General features: G+C 77.6%; 12 protein-coding genes and 1 pseudogene. 10 read left to right on the top strand and 3 right to left on the bottom strand.

Annotated features, from left to right (window positions below):
- The first annotated feature begins 169 nt into the window (after positions 1–169).
- From ACYQBY_RS00210 to ACYQBY_RS00170, 9 genes and pseudogenes are all read left to right on the top strand, one after another.
- Positions 170–1,846 (top strand): carbamoyltransferase family protein, encoded by a 1,677-nt coding sequence (locus ACYQBY_RS00210; protein WP_459641801.1) that lies wholly within the window; start codon positions 170–172, stop codon positions 1,844–1,846.
- The gene (locus ACYQBY_RS00205) at positions 1,843–3,432 is read left to right on the top strand and encodes an HAD-IIIA family hydrolase (RefSeq protein ID WP_459641800.1); all 1,590 of its coding nucleotides are present in this window, start codon (positions 1,843–1,845) and stop codon (positions 3,430–3,432) included. The genes ACYQBY_RS00210 and ACYQBY_RS00205 overlap by 4 nt, the downstream gene beginning before the upstream one ends.
- Entirely contained in the window at positions 3,429–4,565 is a 1,137-nt protein-coding gene (locus ACYQBY_RS00200) for a glycosyltransferase family 9 protein (protein WP_459641799.1), read from the top strand. The genes ACYQBY_RS00205 and ACYQBY_RS00200 overlap by 4 nt, the downstream gene beginning before the upstream one ends.
- Entirely contained in the window at positions 4,562–5,548 is a 987-nt protein-coding gene (locus ACYQBY_RS00195; protein ID WP_459641798.1) for a glycosyltransferase, read from the top strand. Before ACYQBY_RS00200 ends, ACYQBY_RS00195 begins: the two co-directional genes overlap by 4 nt.
- A pseudogene (locus tag ACYQBY_RS00190) lies at positions 5,545–6,765 on the top strand (glycosyltransferase); the annotation flags it as partial. The gene ACYQBY_RS00195 and the pseudogene ACYQBY_RS00190, both read left to right, overlap by 4 nt.
- The gene (locus tag ACYQBY_RS00185; RefSeq protein ID WP_459642419.1) at positions 6,763–7,476 is read left to right on the top strand and encodes a D-sedoheptulose-7-phosphate isomerase; all 714 of its coding nucleotides are present in this window, start codon (positions 6,763–6,765) and stop codon (positions 7,474–7,476) included. The pseudogene ACYQBY_RS00190 and the gene ACYQBY_RS00185, both read left to right, overlap by 3 nt.
- Positions 7,473–8,975, top strand: coding sequence for a PfkB family carbohydrate kinase (locus ACYQBY_RS00180; RefSeq protein WP_459641797.1), 1,503 nt, complete (start codon positions 7,473–7,475; stop codon positions 8,973–8,975). Before ACYQBY_RS00185 ends, ACYQBY_RS00180 begins: the two co-directional genes overlap by 4 nt.
- Positions 8,972–10,021 carry a glycosyltransferase family 9 protein gene (locus tag ACYQBY_RS00175; protein ID WP_459641796.1) on the top strand — a complete coding sequence of 350 codons (1,050 nt, stop codon included), beginning with the start codon at positions 8,972–8,974 and terminating at the stop codon, positions 10,019–10,021. Before ACYQBY_RS00180 ends, ACYQBY_RS00175 begins: the two co-directional genes overlap by 4 nt.
- Positions 10,022–10,214: 193 nt before the next feature.
- Positions 10,215–11,471 (top strand): glycoside hydrolase 5 family protein, encoded by a 1,257-nt coding sequence (locus ACYQBY_RS00170; RefSeq protein WP_459641795.1) that lies wholly within the window; start codon positions 10,215–10,217, stop codon positions 11,469–11,471.
- A gap of 44 nt (positions 11,472–11,515) precedes the next feature.
- Here ACYQBY_RS00170 and ACYQBY_RS00165 read toward each other — a convergent pair whose 3' ends face one another.
- The 3 genes from ACYQBY_RS00165 to ACYQBY_RS00155 form a co-directional block, all read right to left on the bottom strand.
- Entirely contained in the window at positions 11,516–12,442 is a 927-nt protein-coding gene (locus ACYQBY_RS00165; protein ID WP_459641794.1) for a right-handed parallel beta-helix repeat-containing protein, read from the bottom strand.
- Between the two features lie 89 nt (positions 12,443–12,531).
- Positions 12,532–13,422, bottom strand: coding sequence for a right-handed parallel beta-helix repeat-containing protein (locus tag ACYQBY_RS00160; protein WP_459641793.1), 891 nt, complete (start codon positions 13,420–13,422; stop codon positions 12,532–12,534).
- Positions 13,423–13,482: 60 nt separating this feature from the next.
- Positions 13,483–14,502 carry a UDP-glucuronic acid decarboxylase family protein gene (locus ACYQBY_RS00155; protein ID WP_459641792.1) on the bottom strand — a complete coding sequence of 340 codons (1,020 nt, stop codon included), beginning with the start codon at positions 14,500–14,502 and terminating at the stop codon, positions 13,483–13,485.
- A gap of 142 nt (positions 14,503–14,644) precedes the next feature.
- On the opposite strand from ACYQBY_RS00155, the gene ACYQBY_RS00150 reads away from it, so the two are divergent.
- Positions 14,645–15,550, top strand: coding sequence for a glycosyltransferase family 2 protein (locus tag ACYQBY_RS00150; protein WP_459641791.1), 906 nt, complete (start codon positions 14,645–14,647; stop codon positions 15,548–15,550).
- Positions 15,551–15,594: the final 44 nt, after the last annotated feature.

Raw genomic sequence — 15,594 nt, 5'->3', positions numbered from 1 at the left:
GGCCTGGCGCCGCTCCGCGACACGCTCATGATCTCGCCGGGCAGGTGCACAGCGCGTCTGGCAGCCTACGTCGCAGCCGGCGGGCGGGGGGTGGCACGAGCTCCCCGCGGCGCCGCCGGCGTGGACCACGTGCGCACCGCGGAGGCGGTGGGCGGGACGGAAGGCACCCATGCGGATCCTCGGTGTGAACGCGATCTTCCACGACCCCTCGGCGGCGCTGGTCGTCGACGGGCAGATCGTCGCCGCCGCGGAGGAGGAGCGCTTCAGCCGGCGCAAGCACGGCAAGCGGCCCGTGCCGTTCTCGGCGTGGGAGCTGCCCGAGCAGGCGATGCGCTGGTGCCTGGCCGAGGCGGGCCTGCGCCCCCAGGACCTCGACGCGGTCGGCTACTCCTTCGACCCGGGGCTGACCAAGCCCGCGGAGGAGCTGGGCCTGCAGGACCCGTGGGACCACCTGCGGGTGACGTACGCGCAGGAGGCGCCCTCCGCCCTGGCCACGGCGCTGCGGGGCCTGTCGCCCGAGCAGGTGCGCTTCGTGCCCCACCACGTCGCGCACGCGGCGTCGGCGGCGCTGGCGGCCCCGGCGGCGGCCGCGGCGGGCGGCAGCAGCGTCCTGGTCCTCGACGGGCGCGGCGAGCGGGCCTCGCACCTGGCCGGGCGCTACCGCGGCGGGCGGCTGGAGGTCCTGGCCAGCCAGGAGCTGCCGCACTCCCTGGGCCTGCTGTACGAGACGCTCACCAGCCACCTGGGCTTCCTGCACTCCTCCGACGAGTACAAGGTCATGGCGCTGGCCTCCTACGGCACGCCGCGCTTCGCCGACGAGATCGCCGAGTTCGTGCACGCCACCGGCGACGGCGGCTTCGTCACCGAGGTCCCGGACTGGTCGCGCTGGGCGCAGGCGCTGGCCGACGGGGAGAAGTGGGACCCGCGCCGCGACACGGCGCAGGCCGACCTGGCCTCCTCCGTGCAGGAGGTGCTGGAGCGCACCCTGGTGGACCTGGCGCGCTGGGTCCACGCCCAGACCGGCGACCGGGTCCTGACGATGGCCGGCGGCACCGCCCTGAACTGCGTGGCGAACAGCCGCATCTGGCGCGAGACCCCCTTCGAGGAGGTGTTCGTGCAGCCCGCCGCCGGGGACGCCGGCACCGCCCTCGGCGCGGCGCTGCAGCTGTCCGCCGACGGCGGGGAGCTGCCCGAGCCGATGACCGACGCGGCGCTGGGGCGGGGCTGGTCCGACGACGACCTCGCCGCGTGGCTGCGCCGGGCCGCCGTGCCGTTCACCACCCCCGACGACCTGGCCGGGGAGGTCGCGGACGTGCTGGCGCGCAACGGGGTCGTGGCCTGGTTCGACGGCCGCGCGGAGTTCGGCCCGCGCGCCCTGGGGCACCGCTCCCTCATGGCGCACCCGGGGCACCGGGACAACCTGGAGCGCCTCAACGACGTCAAGGGCCGCGAGCAGTTCCGCCCCGTGGCGCCGATGGTGCTGGCCGAGCGCGCGCAGGAGATCTTCACGGGCGGGCCGTTCCCGAGCCGGTACATGCTCTTCGTGCACGACGTGCTGCCCGCGTGGCGCGAGCGCATCCCCGCCGTGGTGCACGTCGACGGCACCGCCCGCATCCAGACCATCCACGAGGAGCAGACCCCGCGGGTGGCGGCGCTGCTGCGGGCCTTCGAGCAGCGCACCGGCCTGCCGGTCGTGGTGAACACGAGCCTGAACACCGCGGGGCGGCCCATGGTGGACGACCCGCGTGACGCGCTGGAGCTGTTCGGCTCCGCGCCCGTGGACGCCCTGGTCCTGGGCCCGCACCTGGTGCTGCGCTCGCGGATCTTCGCCCGGGCCGGCGCGTGAGCGCACCCGCAGGGGCGGACGGCGCGGCGGCGGCGGGCGGCGGCACCGCGTACGCGGTGGTCGTGCCCACGGTCGGGCGCCCGAGCCTGGCGCGGCTGCTGGACACCCTCGCCGCCCAGGACGGCCCTGCGCCCGAACGGGTGGTCGTCGTGGACGACCGGCGCCCCGGTCCCGGCGGCCTGCGCGCCCCCGCGGCGCAGGACCCGTGCGAGCAGGCGTGCGCGGCGGCCCGGGACGCGGGCCTCGACGTGCTGCTCGTGCGCTCGGGCGGGCGCGGGCCCGCCGCCGCCCGCAACGCCGGCTGGCGCCGGGCGCGCACCCCGTGGGTGGCGTTCGTCGACGACGACGTGGAGCTGCCCTCCGGGTGGGCCACCGCCCTCGCGGCGGACCTGGCCGGCTGCGCGCCGGACGTCGGCGGGTGCCAGGGCCGCCTGGAGGTCCCCCTGCCGCCGGGGCGGCGCCCCACCGACTGGGAGCGCGGCACCGCGGGGCTGGCGACGGCCTCGTGGATCACCGCGGACATGGCGTACCGGCACGAGGCCCTCCAGGCCGTCGCCGGTTTCGACGAGCGCTTCCCCCGGGCGTTCCGGGAGGACTCCGACCTCGCGCTGCGCGTGCAGGACGCCGGCTGGCGGCTGGTGCGCGGCGGGCACACCGCCGTGCACCCGGTGCGCCCGGCGGACGCGATGGCCAGCGCCCGCCAGCAGCGCGGCAACGCCGACGACGTCCTCATGGGCGCGTTGCACGGGCCGCGCTGGCGCGAGCGCGCCGACGCGGCGGTGGGCCGCCTGCCCTGGCACGCGGCGACGGTGGCCGCGGCCGCGGCGGGCCTGGCCGGTGCCGCGGCGCGCCGGCCGCGCCTGGCCGCGGCGGGCGCCCTGGCGTGGGCGGGCCTGTGCGCGGACTTCGCGTGGCGGCGCATCGCCCCGGGCCCGCGCACCGGCGGGGAGGTGGGCCGGATGCTGCTGACGAGCGCCGTGATCCCGCCGCTGGCGGTGTGGCACCGGGTTCGGGCGGAGCTGCGCCTGCGCGGCGCGGGGGCACCGGCACCGTGGCCGCCGCCGGTGCGGGCGGTGCTGTTCGACCGCGACGGCACCCTCGTGCACGACGTCCCCTACAACGGCGACCCGGAGCTCGTGAAGCCGGTGGACGGCGCGGCGGAGGCGCTGCAGCGGGTGCGCGCGGCCGGGCTGGCCACGGCGGTCGTGAGCAACCAGTCGGGCATCGCCCGCGGCCTGCTCACCGCGCAGCAGGTGGACGCCGTGAACGAGCGCGTCGCGGAGCTGCTCGGCGGGTTCGACGCCGTCCTCTACAGCCCCCACGGCCCCGACGAGCCCTCCAGCACCCGCAAGCCGGAACCCGGCATGGTGCTGGAGGCGGCCCGCCGCCTCGGGGTGTCGCCCGCGGAGTGCCTGCTGATCGGGGACATCGGCGCCGACGTGGAGGCCGCGCTGTCCGCGGGGGCCCGGGCGGTGCTGGTGCCGACGCCGGTGACGCGGCCGGAGGAGGTCGCGGCCGCGCCGGTCGTGGCCGCCACCCTCACCGGGGCGGTCGAGGTGGCCCTGGCCGCGGCGGGCACCGCGTGAGCCGCATCCTGGCCGCGCGGCTGGACAACGACGGCGACGTGCTGGTGACGGGCCCGGCGCTGCGGGCGCTGGCCGCCACGGCCCGCGCGGGCGGGGGCCGGCTGGACGTGCTGGCCTCCCCGGCCGGTGCCGGGGCGGCGCGGCTGCTGCCGGGGGTGGAGGAGGTGCTGGTGTTCGACCCGCCGTGGAGCGGCTTCTCCCCCGCGCCGGTGGACCCGGCGGCGGTGGAGGCCCTCGTGGCGCGGGTGCGGGCGGGCGGCTACGACGAGGCCGTGGTGTTCACCTCCTTCCACCAGAGCCCGCTGCCGCTGGCGCTGCTGCTGCGCCTGGCCGGCGTGCCGCGCGTGTGCGCCACGAGCGAGGACTACCCCGGCTCGCTGCTGGACGTGCGCCACCGCCGGGAGGTGCCCGGCGCGCCGGAGCGCCACGAGGTGGAGGCCGCGCTGGACCTGGTGCGGGCGGCGGGGCACGACCTGCCCGCCGGCGACGACGGGCGCCTGCGGCTGCGCGGGCCGCTGCCGCAGGTGCCGGCCGGGCTGCCGCACGCGGGCGGGTTCGTGGTCCTGCACCCGGGCGCCTCGGTGCCGGCGCGGGCGCCCTCCCCCGAGCAGGCCGCGCAGGTCGTGGCGGCCCTGGCGGAGGCGGGCTGGACGGTCGCGGTCACCGGCGGGCCGGGCGAGCGGGAGCTGACCGCCCGGGTCGCCGGCGGCGCCGGGGTGGACCTCGGGGGCCGCACGAGCCTGCCGGAGCTGGCCGCGGTGCTGGCCGCCGCGGCGGTCGTCGTCGTCGGCAACACCGGCCCGGCGCACCTGGCCGCGGCGGTGGGCACGCCCGTGGTCTCGCTCTTCTCCCCCGTGGTGCCCGCCGCCCGGTGGGCGCCCTGGGGCGTGCCGGTGGAGCTCCTCGGCGAGCAGGGCGCGCCGTGCCGGGGCAGCCGCGCCCGGGAGTGCCCGGTGCCGGGCCACCCGTGCCTGACGGGCGTGCCGCCGGCGGCGGTGGTGGCGGCGGTGGCCCGGCTGGCTGCGGTCGCGGATCACGCGGCCACGGGGCAGCCTTCGCAGTTCGATCACCCCGGCCCGGCATCGGGCACGGCGGTGCACCAGCAGACGATCTCGGCAGGAGGACGGCGATGAGGATCCTCGCCTGGCACGTGCACGGCTCGTGGATGACGGCGTTCGTGCAGGGCCGCCACGACTACCTCCTCCCCGTGGTGCCCGGCCGCGGCCCCGACGGCCGCGGGCGCGCGCGCACCTGGACGTGGCCGCAGGCGGCCGTGGAGACGACCCCGGAGGAGCTGCGCGAGGCGGACCTCGACGTGGTGGTGCTCCAGCGGCCGGAGGAGCTGGAGCTGGTGGAGCGCTGGACGGGCCGGCGCCCGGGCGTGGACGTGCCCGCCGTCTACGTGGAACACGACGCCCCCCGGGCCGGCGCCGCCGACAGCCGGCACCCCCTGGCGGAGCAGAGCACCATCCCCGTGGTGCACGTGACGCGGTTCAACCGGACGTTCTGGGACTGCGGCTCGGCCCGCACCCGCGTGGTGGACCACGGCGTGCTGGACCCGGGGTACCGCTACACGGGGGCCTCGGCGTCGCTGGCGGCCCTGGTGAACGAGCCGGTGCGGCGCTGGCGGATCGCGGGCACGGACCTGCTGCTGCGCGCGGCGGAGGAGCTGCCGGTGTCGCTGTACGGCATGGGCGTGGAGTCCCTGGCGCGGCAGGTGGAGGGCACCGCCGCCGGCAAGAACCTCACGGTGCTGGAGGACCTGCCGCAGGCGCGGGTGCACGAGCTGGTGGGCGAGCACCGGGCGTACCTGCACCCCTACCGCTGGACGAGCCTGGGGCTGTCGCTGATCGAGGCCATGATGATCGGCATGCCGGTGCTGGCGCTGCCGGCGACGGCCGCACCGGAGGCGGTGCCGCCGTCGGCGGGGGTGCTCTCCAGCGACCCGGACGTGCTGCTGGCCGCGGCGCGGCGCTGGGTGCACGAGCCGGAGGAGGCCCGCGAGCGGGGCCTGGCGGCGCGCGAGCACGCCCTGGCGGCGTTCGGGGTGGAGCGCTTCCTGCGGGACTGGGACGACGTGCTGGCCGACGTCGTGGCGGAGTGGAGGTCGGCATGAGGATCGCGATGGTGTCCGAGCACGCCAGCCCCCTGGCGGTGCTCGGCGGGGTGGACGCGGGCGGGCAGAACGTGCACGTGGCGGCGCTGGCGTCGGCGCTGGCCGACCGCGGTCACACCGTGGACGTGTACACCCGCCGGGACGCGGCGGACCTGCCCGAGCGGGTGGAGATGCGCCCGGGGGTGACGGTCGTGCACGTGCCGGCGGGCCCGCCGGCGGCGCTGCCCAAGGACGAGCTGCCGCCGTTCATGCCGGCGTTCGGCCGGGAGCTGGCGCGGGTGTGGGGCGGGGCGTCCCGCCCGGACGTGGTGCACGCGCACTTCTGGATGTCGGGGATGGCGGCGGCCAAGCCGGCCGCGGCCCTGGGCATCCCGCTGGTGCAGACGTTCCACGCCCTGGGCGCGGTGAAGCGGCGCTACCAGGGCGCGGACGACTCCAGCCCGCCGGAGCGCATCGGCGTGGAGCGCCGCCTGGCGCGGGAGGCCGACCTCGTCATCGCCACCTGCAGCGACGAGGTCGCGGAGCTGGACGCGGCGGACGCCACACCGCGGCGGGTGCGCATCGTGCCGTGCGGGGTGGACACGGACGCCTTCACCGCGGACCGCAGCCCCCGCGCCACGGTGCCGCTGCGCCGGCGCGGCGGTGGCGGCCGGCTGCTGTCGGTGGGCCGGCTGGTGCCGCGCAAGGGCGTGGACCTGGCGGTGCGGGCGCTGGCGCTGCTGCCCGGGGCGGAGCTGGTCGTGGCGGGCGGACCGGACGCGGCGGAGCTCGCGCGCGACCCGGAGGCGGTGCGGCTGCGGCAGCTCGCGGAGGACCTGGGCGTGGCGGACCGGCTGCGGATGCTGGGCCGGGTGCAGCCGGAGCACCTGCCGGCGCTGATGCGCTCGTGCGACGTGGTGCTGGCCACCCCCTGGTACGAGCCGTTCGGCATCGTGGCGCTGGAGGCGATGGCGTGCGCCCGCCCGCTGGTGGCCACGGCCGTCGGCGGGATGCTCGACACCGTCGAGGACGGCGTGACGGGGCGGCTGGTCCCGCCGGGGCACCCGCGCACGCGCCCGGACGCGACGGCCGCCGACGTCGCCGAGGCGGTGCGGGAGCTGCTGGCGGACCGGGACCTGCTGCACCGGATGGGCGCGGCCGGCCGGGCGCGTGCGGTGCAGCGCTACGACTGGCGGCGGGTGGCCGCGGCCACGGAGGCGGCGTACCTGGAGCTGGTGCGCCCCTCGCGCACGCTGCCGCGGCCCTCCACGGAGGCGTGGGTGCGCGGGCACGTCGTGGAGCTGCGCGAGGTGGTCGCGTCGCTGTCCGCGGAGGCGGAGCGGCTGGACCGCTGGGGCCGGCACCTGGTGGACGTCGTGGACGCGGGGGGCCGGCTGCTGGTGGCGGGCAACGGCGGCAGCGCCGCGGAGGCGCAGCACCTGACGGCGGAGCTGGTGGGCCGCTTCGAGGGCGAGCGCCGGCCGCTGTCGGCGATCGCGCTGCACGCGGACACCTCCACGGTCACCGCGGTGGTCAACGACTACGGCGGCGAGGAGGTGTACGCCCGCCAGGTCCAGGCGCACGGCCGTGACGGTGACGTGCTGCTGCTGCTGTCCACGAGCGGGCGCAGCCCCAACCTGCTGCGCGCGGCGGAGCGGGCCCGGGAGGTGGGCGTGACGGTGTGGGCGATGACGGGACCGGTCCCGAACCCGCTGGCGACGCTGGCCGACGACGTGCTGAGCGTCCCGGTGCCCTCGACGTCGGCGGTGCAGGAGGGCCACCTGATGCACGTGCACGCCCTGTGCGCGGCGGTGGAGGCGCACCTGCCCGCGGAGCGGCCCGCGGTGGTGGACGTGCGGGTGCCGGTGACCGGGGTGGTGGACGGGGCGGCGCAGCCGGAGCGGCAGCCGGCCTCGGAGCTGCAGCCGACGTCGGGGGTGCCGGCGTGAGCCGCGCGGGGGGCCCGCGACGGGTCGTGGTCGTCGGGGACGTGGTGCTGGACCGGGACGTGGAGGGCACGGTGTCCCGGGTGGCGCCCGATGCGCCGGTGCCGGTGCTGGACGTGGCGCGGGTGCGCGAGTCCCCGGGCGGGGCGGGGCTGACGGCGGTGCTGTGCGCGCTGCCGCCGGCGGGCCCGGCGGCCGAGGTGGTGCTCGTGGCGCCGGTGGCGGACGACGAGGCCGGCGCGCGCCTGCGGGAGCTGCTGGCCGCGCGCGGCGTGCGGGTGCTGGCCCTGCCGCACGCGGGCGGCACCCGCCGCAAGAGCCGCATGCGGGCGGCGGGGCAGTCGCTGCTGCGGGTGGACGACGGCGGCCCGGGCACGCCCGGGGACGTGGACGGGGAGCTGCTCGGGCAGGTCGCGGCGCTGCTGGCGCAGGCCGATGCGGTGCTGGTGTCGGACTACGGCGCGGGCACGACGCGGCACGAGGGGCTGCGCGAGCTGCTGGCGGAGGTGGCGCGGCGCCGGCCGGTGGTGTGGGACCCGCACCCGCGCGGCGGGGAGCCGGTGGCGGGCTGCACGGTGGTGACTCCGAACCTGGCGGAGGCCCGGGCCGCGGCCCCGGGGGCGGGCGGGGAGCCGGACGTGGTGGCCGGGGTGCTGCGCGGGGTCTGGACGGCGCGCTCGGTGTGCGTGACGGCCGGCGACCGGGGCGCGTTCCTCGCCGCGGACGGCACGGAACCGCTGTACCTGCCGGCCCCGGCGGTCGCGGCGACGGACCCGTGCGGCGCCGGTGACCGGTTCGCGGCGACGGTGGCGCTGTCCCTGGCGGCGGGCCGGCTGCTGTCGGAGTCGGTGGCGGACGCGGTGGCCGACGCCTCGGCGTGGGTGGCGGCGGGCGGCTCGGGCGGGTTCTGGGCGCGCGCCGCCGCGGGGGCGGGCGTGCCCGCGCAGGACCGGGCGCGGGGCGGGGTCCCCGCCGCGCCACCGGCCGGGTCGCCCGCGGAGTCCCCGGCGGAGTCCCCGGCGGAGTCCCTGGCGGAGGTCGCGGCGCGGCTGCGGCGGCGCGGCGGGACGCTCGTGGCCACGGGCGGCTGCTTCGACGTGCTGCACGCCGGGCACGTGGCGTGCCTGGCGGCGGCGCGGCGCCTGGGCGACGCGCTGGTGGTGCTCATCAACTCCGACTCCTCGGTGCGCCGGCTGAAGGGCCCCACGCGCCCGGCGGTGACGCAGGCGGACCGGGCCCGGGTGCTGCTGGCCCTGGAGAGCGTCGACGCGGTGGCCGTCTTCACCGAGGACGACCCGCGCCGGGCCCTGGCCGAGCTGCGCCCGGACGTGTGGGCCAAGGGCGGCGACTACGGCGGCGCGGAACTGCCGGAGGCGGAGCTGGTGCGCGGCTGGGGCGGGCGGGTGGTGCTGCTGCCGTACCTGGACGGGCGCTCCTCCAGCCGCATCCTGGGCGACCGCGCGGGCGCCCCGGTGGCGGGGCCGCTCGCCGGCCCGGCGTGAACCCCCCGGACCCCGCCCCCGGGGAGGGACCCGGTGCGGGCGCCGCGGAGGACCCCGGCGCGGGCACCGGGCGGGCGGGCGACGTCCTGGTGCTGCGCGCGCTGGGCCTGGGGGACCTGCTCGCCGGCGTGGCACCCCTGCGGGGGGTGCGCAGGCGCTGGCCGGGGCGCCGGCTGGTGCTGGCGGCCCCCGCGGGCATCGGGGGGTTCCTGCAGCGCCGCGGTGTCGTCGACGAGGTGCTGGTGACCTCCGGCCTGCGCCCCCTGCGGGGGGCGGAGGCGGTGCTGCGCGCACCGGGGACGCACGTGGCGGTGGACCTGCACGGCAAGGGGCCGGAGAGCCAGGAGCTGCTGCTGCAGACGGACCCGGCGGAGCTGCTGGCCTTCCGCAGCCCCGCAAACCCGGCGGGGCCGGACTGGTGGCTCGACGAGCACGAGGTGACCCGCTGGTGCCGGCTGCTGGGCTGGTCCTCCCCGCGCTCGGGCGGGGTGTGGTGCGGGCCGGACGACCTGCGGCTGCGCCCGCGCCCGCTGCTGCCGCCGGCCGGGCCGGTGGTGGTGCACCCCGGTGCGGCGTTCCCCTCGCGGCGCTGGCCGGTGCCGCGGTGGGCGCAGGTGACGCGGGAGCTGGTCGGGGCCGGGCACCCCGTGGTGCTGACCGGCTCCCCCGACGAGCGGCACCTCACGGAGGAGCTGGCGGCGCTGGCACCGGGGGCGCTGGACCTGGGCGGCAGGCTGGACCTGGAGGGCCTGGCGGACGTGGTGGGCCGCTCCCGGCTGGTGCTGTCCGGCGACACGGGCACCGCGCACCTGGCCACGGCCCTGGGGGTGCCGTCGGTGACCCTGTTCGGCCCGACGCCGCCGCACTGGTGGGGCCCGGCGCTGGACGCGGACCGGCACGTGGTGCTGTGGCACGGGGACCCCTCGGCCACGGCGTACGTGGGGGACCCGCACGGGACCTCGCTCGACCCGACGCTCGGGCGCATCCGGCCCGCGGAGGTGCTGGCGGCGGCCGAGCGCCTCCTTCCGCGGGAGGCGGAGGTCTGAGACGCCCCGCGCGGCCCCCGGGGGCGGCGCGGCGTGTGACCGGCGGTGCACGCTCGGAGTTTCCGCGCGGAATCTACTGAACCGGTATTGCTGTCATCGCGCGGCTCTGCCTACGATCCGTCGGCCACCGCGCAGGCGGGGCGGTGCACGCCTGCGCGCGGGCACCGGGACATCGACGACGATGAGGCCCTCCATGGCACCGCAGCACCCCGCCCTCGACCCGACGCGCCGCTCCCCCGCGGCCCTGAGCCGCCGCGCGCTCTTCCTCGGCACCGCGGGGACGGCCGCGGCGGCCGCCGCGGCCGCGGCCCCGCCCGCCACCGCGGCACCCGGGCGCGGCCCGCAGCCGCGCCGGAACCGCTCGTTCGTGGGCGTCCAGGGCGTGCACCTCACCGTCGACGGCGCGCCGTGGCGTTTCGCCGGCACGAACTGCTACTACCTGCACCAGAAGTCGCACTACATGATCGACAGCGTCCTGAACGACGCCGCCGCGATGGGGCTGCGCGTGGTGCGCGCGTGGGCGTTCGCGGACGGCACCGAGCGCACGGAGAAGGCGCTGCAGCCGGAGCCGTTCGTCTACGACGAGGCGGCGTTCGACAGCCTCGACCACACCGTCGCCAGGGCCGGGGAGCTCGGCCTGCGCCTGGTGCTGCCGCTGACGAACAACTGGAAGGACTACGGCGGCATGCCGCAGTACCTGCAGTGGTTCCGCGGCCTGGACCTCGCGGCCGCGGAGGACGAGGCCAACCACGACCTGTTCTACACCGACCCCGAGATCGAGCGGTGCTTCCGGGCGTGGGTTCGGCACCTGCTGACCCGCAGGAACCGCTACACCGGCCTGCGGTACACCGACGACCCGACCGTCATGACGTGGGAGCTGGCCAACGAGCCGCGCTGCCGCAGCGACAAGAGCGGCCGCACGCTGCTCGCCTGGGCGGACCGCACGTCCCGCTACGTGAAGAAGCTCGCGAAGGACCAGCTCGTCGCGGTCGGCGACGAGGGTTTCCTCGGCATCCCCGACCACCCCGAGTACCCGTACTCCGCGTACGAGGGCGCGCGGTGGGCGGACCTGACGAACCTGCCCGCGGTGGACTACGGCACGCTGCACCTCTACCCCGACTACTGGATGGGCGGGCTGACCAAGGCGCAGCGCATCGAGTGGGGCACGAGGTACATCCGCGACCACGTCGACCACCCCGCCGTCGCCAAGCCCGTCGTGCTGGAGGAGTACGGCATCACCGAGGTCACCGACCAGGCGTTCGCGGCGTGGACGGCGGCGGTGGAGGACGGCGGCAACGGGGACCAGTTCTGGATCCTCACCGGCCGCGAGGACAGCGGTGCGCTGTACCCGGACTACGACGGGCACCGCGTGGTGTACCCCAGCCCGACGGCGGACCTGCTGTCGGCGCACGCGCGGCGGATGGCGCAGAACCCGGCCGGCTCGCGCTGAGCCGACCCGGTGCTCCGTGCCGTTGCGGCACGGGGCACCGGGTCTCACGGGCAGGGCGGCACCGGGATGTCGCCGAGCCTGTCGCGGGGGATGAAGCGCACGCACTCCAGCGTGTACCTCGGGGTGCGGGTGTCGACCTCCCCCCCGACGTGCCAGGAGTTCCACAGGAACGCGGAGTTCCGGACCGTCCACCACCCGCAGTGGTGGTCGTCGTAGCCCCTGAAGTTGCGCTGCAGGGTGGTGCGCTCGATGAGGATCCGTGCCACGGGTGAGGAGCAGTCCACCCCCGCCTCGGTGGATCGGCGCACGACGCTGTCGCGCAGCACGAAACCGCCGTCCACCGGATCGGTGCCCATGACCAGCAGCCCGATGAAGTTGCGGTCCGCGGTGGTGCGCTGCACGAGCAGCCTGCCGCCCCACACCGTCGCGCCGGCCAGGGTGTTGCCGACCAGCCAGGAGTCCTCCACGGTGACCGCCGCACCGGCACCGGCGAGGGTGCCCCAGCGGTTCTCCTGCAGGCGCAGCCCGCGCAGCACGGCGCCGGTCGGCGGCTCACCCCCGCCGTCACCGCTGTCCGCCCCGACCCGTACGCCGTAGCCCCATGCCGCGACCGTGCCGTTGCGGACCGTCACGCCCCGGCCGCGGACGTCGAGGCCGACGTGCGGCGCCGGGGTGCCCGCCTCACCGGCACCGGGGCCGGTGAGGGTGTGGCCGTTGAGGTTGACGTCCACGCCGTCGGCCGCGACGACGATCCCCCGGCCCGCGGGGCAGGTGAGGTCCGCGGCCAGTCGCACGCTGCGCAGCAGGACGTCCCCGCAGCGCAAGAAGTCCGCCCGCGGGGCGCCGGCGGGTACCTGCTCCGCCGGGCCGGGTGGCGCGGCGGAGCCCGGGGCGGCGCCGGCGAGGACGAACACCGCGCAGGACAGGGCTGCGAGCACGTGGGCCGCGACGGCTCTGCGCGCACCTGGCATGGCGACCTCCTGGACGGCGGGCCTCGGGCGGTCCGCAGCCTACGCCCAGCTCGTCACGCTGCGTAAGGGCCGGACCGCGGTCCACGCGCTCACGCGCAGGGCAGGACGGGCAGGTCGATCGGGCGCGAGCGCGGCAGGAACGTCGTGCACTCGATCGTGTAGTTGGGCGCGAAGAGGTCCCCCGCCACGTGCCAGGTGTTCCACTGGAACACCGAGTCGCGCACCGTCCACCACCGGCAGCCGTAGTCGTCGTAGCCGAACTGGTTGCGCTGCAGCAGGCTGCGCTCGATCAGGATCGTCCCGGCGGACGTGAAGCAGGACACGCCCGCCTCGCCGGAGCGCAGCACCCTGCTGTCGCGCAGCACGAACGCCTCCTGCCGGGGGGCGGCGCCGAAGACGAGGAAACCGTTGCCGTTGCGGTCGGCGGTGGAGTTCTCCACGCGCAGGGTCCCGCCCCACATCGCGGCGCCGGTCACCAGGTTGCCGACGAGCCGGGAGCGGTCGAGCGCCAGCGCCGCACCGGGGTGGGCGACGGCGCCCCAGCGGTTCCCCTCGAGCAGCAGCCCGCGCAGGACGGCGGAGGCGACAGGGGTCTCCGGGCCGTCGACGACGCCGGCGCGCACGCCGACACCCCAGTTCCTCAGCCGCCCGTTGCGGATGGTGACGTCCTCGGCGTCGACGCGGATGCCGACGTGCTCCTCCCAGTCCCCGTCGGTGCCGGCTCCGGTGAGGGTGTGACCGTTGAGGTTCACGTCGACCCCGTCGGCGGCGACGGTGAGGCCGCGGCCGTCGGGGCAGACGAGGTCGGCGGCGAGCCGGACGCTGGCGGTCACGACGTCGCCGCACCTCAGGAGGGCCGTGTGCGACGTCACCGCGGCCGGCGGGACGCTCCCCGGTGGGGCGGCGGGCGCGGAGGTGGCGCCCGCGCAGGCGAGGACGGTGCCGAGGACGGCGGCGGCTGCGACCCGGGCGTGCTGCATGACGACCTTCTTCGGACGGCGGGCCCCGAGAGGTCCGCAGTCTACGCCCGGGCCTTCACCCTACGTAAGGGCCTTGCTGCCTTCGGTGAGGTCGACGGCACCGTCCGGGACGTTGGCGCGGAACCAGGCGACGGTGCGGGCCAGACCCTCCTCCCACGGCACGCGCGGTTCCCACCCGAGCAGGGTGCTCGCCAGCGTCGTGTCGGGCCGGCGCACCTGCGGGTCGTCCACGGGCCGGTGCACGAACCGGATCTCCGAGGACGAACCCGTCGCGGCGATCACGTCCTGCGCGATGCGCAGCACGCTCAGCTCGGTGGGGTTGCCGATGTTCACCGGCCCCGGCTCCCCGGAGCGGGCGAGGGCGAGGATGCCGGCGACCAGGTCGTCGACGTAGCAGATCGAGCGGGTCTGCTCCCCGTCCCCGGCCACCGTCAGCGGCTGTCCGGCCAGCGCCTGCCGGATGAAGGTGGGGATCGCCCGGCCGTCGTGGGGGCGCATGCGCGGGCCGTAGGTGTTGAAGATCCGCACGATGGCGGTGTCGACGCCGTGGGTGGCCCGGTACGCCGTCGTCAGCGCCTCCGCGTAGCGCTTGGCCTCGTCGTACACCCCGCGCGGGCCGATGGGGTTCACGTGGCCCCAGTACGTCTCCGGCTGCGGGTGCACCTGCGGGTCGCCGTACACCTCGGAGGTGGAGGCCAGCACGAACCGCGCGCCCTTGTCCTTGGCCAGGCCCAGGGCGTGCCAGGTGCCCGTCGCACCCACCTTCAGCGTCTGCAGCGGCAGCTTGAGGTAGTCCACCGGCGAGGCCGGGGAGGCGAAGTGCAGCACCAGGTCGACCTCGCCCGGGACGTGCACGAAGTCGGTGATGTCGCAGCGCTGCAGGCGGAAGCCGTCACGCTGCAGGAGGTGCTCGACGTTGGCCGGGCCGCCGGTGAGGAAGCTGTCAAGGCAGACGACCTCCACCCCCGCGTCCAGCAGCGCCTCGCACAGGTGGGAACCGAGGAAACCCGCGCCGCCCGTGACGACCGCGCGCCTGGTGGTGCGGGCCCCGAGCGTCCCGGCGATGGTCGTTCCCGTCACGTCCCCTCCTCCGTGTCCCGCCGGCCGCGCACCGGGCCGCCGGACGTGTGCACCTGCCCCGGGACCGCCCCGGTTCCGGCGCAGTCAAGCACCCGCCGTGCCGCCGCGCCCGGCGGGACGCGGGGCGCTAGCGTCTGCGCACGTGCCCGAACCCGCGCCCTCCTCCGCGCCCGCCCACCGCGTGAGCGTCGTCGTGGCCACGCGTGACCGCGCCGCCGACCTGCGCGCCACCCTGCACCGCCACGAGGCCCCGGTCGTGGTGGTGGACAACGGCTCCACCGACGGCTCCCTGGACGTCGTCCGCGCCGAGGCCCGCCGCCGGCAGGAGGCCGGGGAGCCGGGGCTGCGGCTGCTGCAGCCGGGCCGCAACCTGGGCGCGACCGCGCGCAACCTCGGCGTGGAGGCCGCCCGCACCCCGCTGGTGGCCTTCGCCGACGACGACTCCTGGTGGGAGCCGGGAGCCCTGGGCCGCGCGGTGGAGCTGTTCGACGCGCACCCGCGCACGGCACTGCTGGCCGCCCGCATCCTCGTGGGGCCGCAGGAGGAGCTGGACCCGATCTGCGCGCAGATGGCCGCCGCGCCGTGGGGCAGGGCGCCGGACCTCCCCGGGCCGGACGTGCTGGGCTTCGTGGCCTGCGCGAGCGTGCTGCGCCGCGACGCCTTCCTCGCCGTCGGCGGGTTCGACGAGGTGAACTTCTTCGCCGGGGAGGAGGAGCGCGTCGCCTACGACCTCGTGGGCGCCGGGTGGGGCCTGGCCTACGTGGACTCCCTGGTGGCCCACCACCACCCCTCCCCCGCGCGCTCCAGCGCCGCGGTGCGCGCCCGGCGCATCCACCGCAACATCGTGCTCACCGCCTGGATGCGCCGGCCGGTGGCCTCGGCCGCCCGCAGCACGGCGTGGCGGCTGCAGGCGGGGGGCCCGGAGCGGGCCGGCGCCGTGGAGGCCCTGCGCATGCTGCCGCGGGCGCTGCGGATGCGCCGGGTCAACGACCCCGAGGTCGAGCGCAGGCTGCGGGTCCTGGCGGCCGTAGGAGGCGGCGTTGCCTGAGCAGGCCGTGGACGGGGAGCCGGGGACGGGGTCCGGGACGGGGT

This window comes from Kineococcus anabasis (genome assembly GCF_054590795.1).
This window is presented reverse-complemented; position numbering and strand designations above follow the sequence as displayed.

Excerpts from the sequence above, each read along its gene's own strand:
- ACYQBY_RS00210 (WP_459641801.1), top strand. The coding sequence starts at position 170 with ATGCGGATCCTCGGTGTGAACGCGATCTTCCACGACCCCTCGGCGGCG.
- ACYQBY_RS00195 (WP_459641798.1), top strand. The coding sequence starts at position 4,562 with ATGAGGATCCTCGCCTGGCACGTGCACGGCTCGTGGATGACGGCGTTC.
- ACYQBY_RS00170 (WP_459641795.1), top strand. The coding sequence starts at position 10,215 with ATGGCACCGCAGCACCCCGCCCTCGACCCGACGCGCCGCTCCCCCGCG.
- ACYQBY_RS00160 (WP_459641793.1), bottom strand. The coding sequence starts at position 13,422 with ATGCAGCACGCCCGGGTCGCAGCCGCCGCCGTCCTCGGCACCGTCCTC.
- ACYQBY_RS00165 (WP_459641794.1), bottom strand. The coding sequence starts at position 12,442 with ATGCCAGGTGCGCGCAGAGCCGTCGCGGCCCACGTGCTCGCAGCCCTG.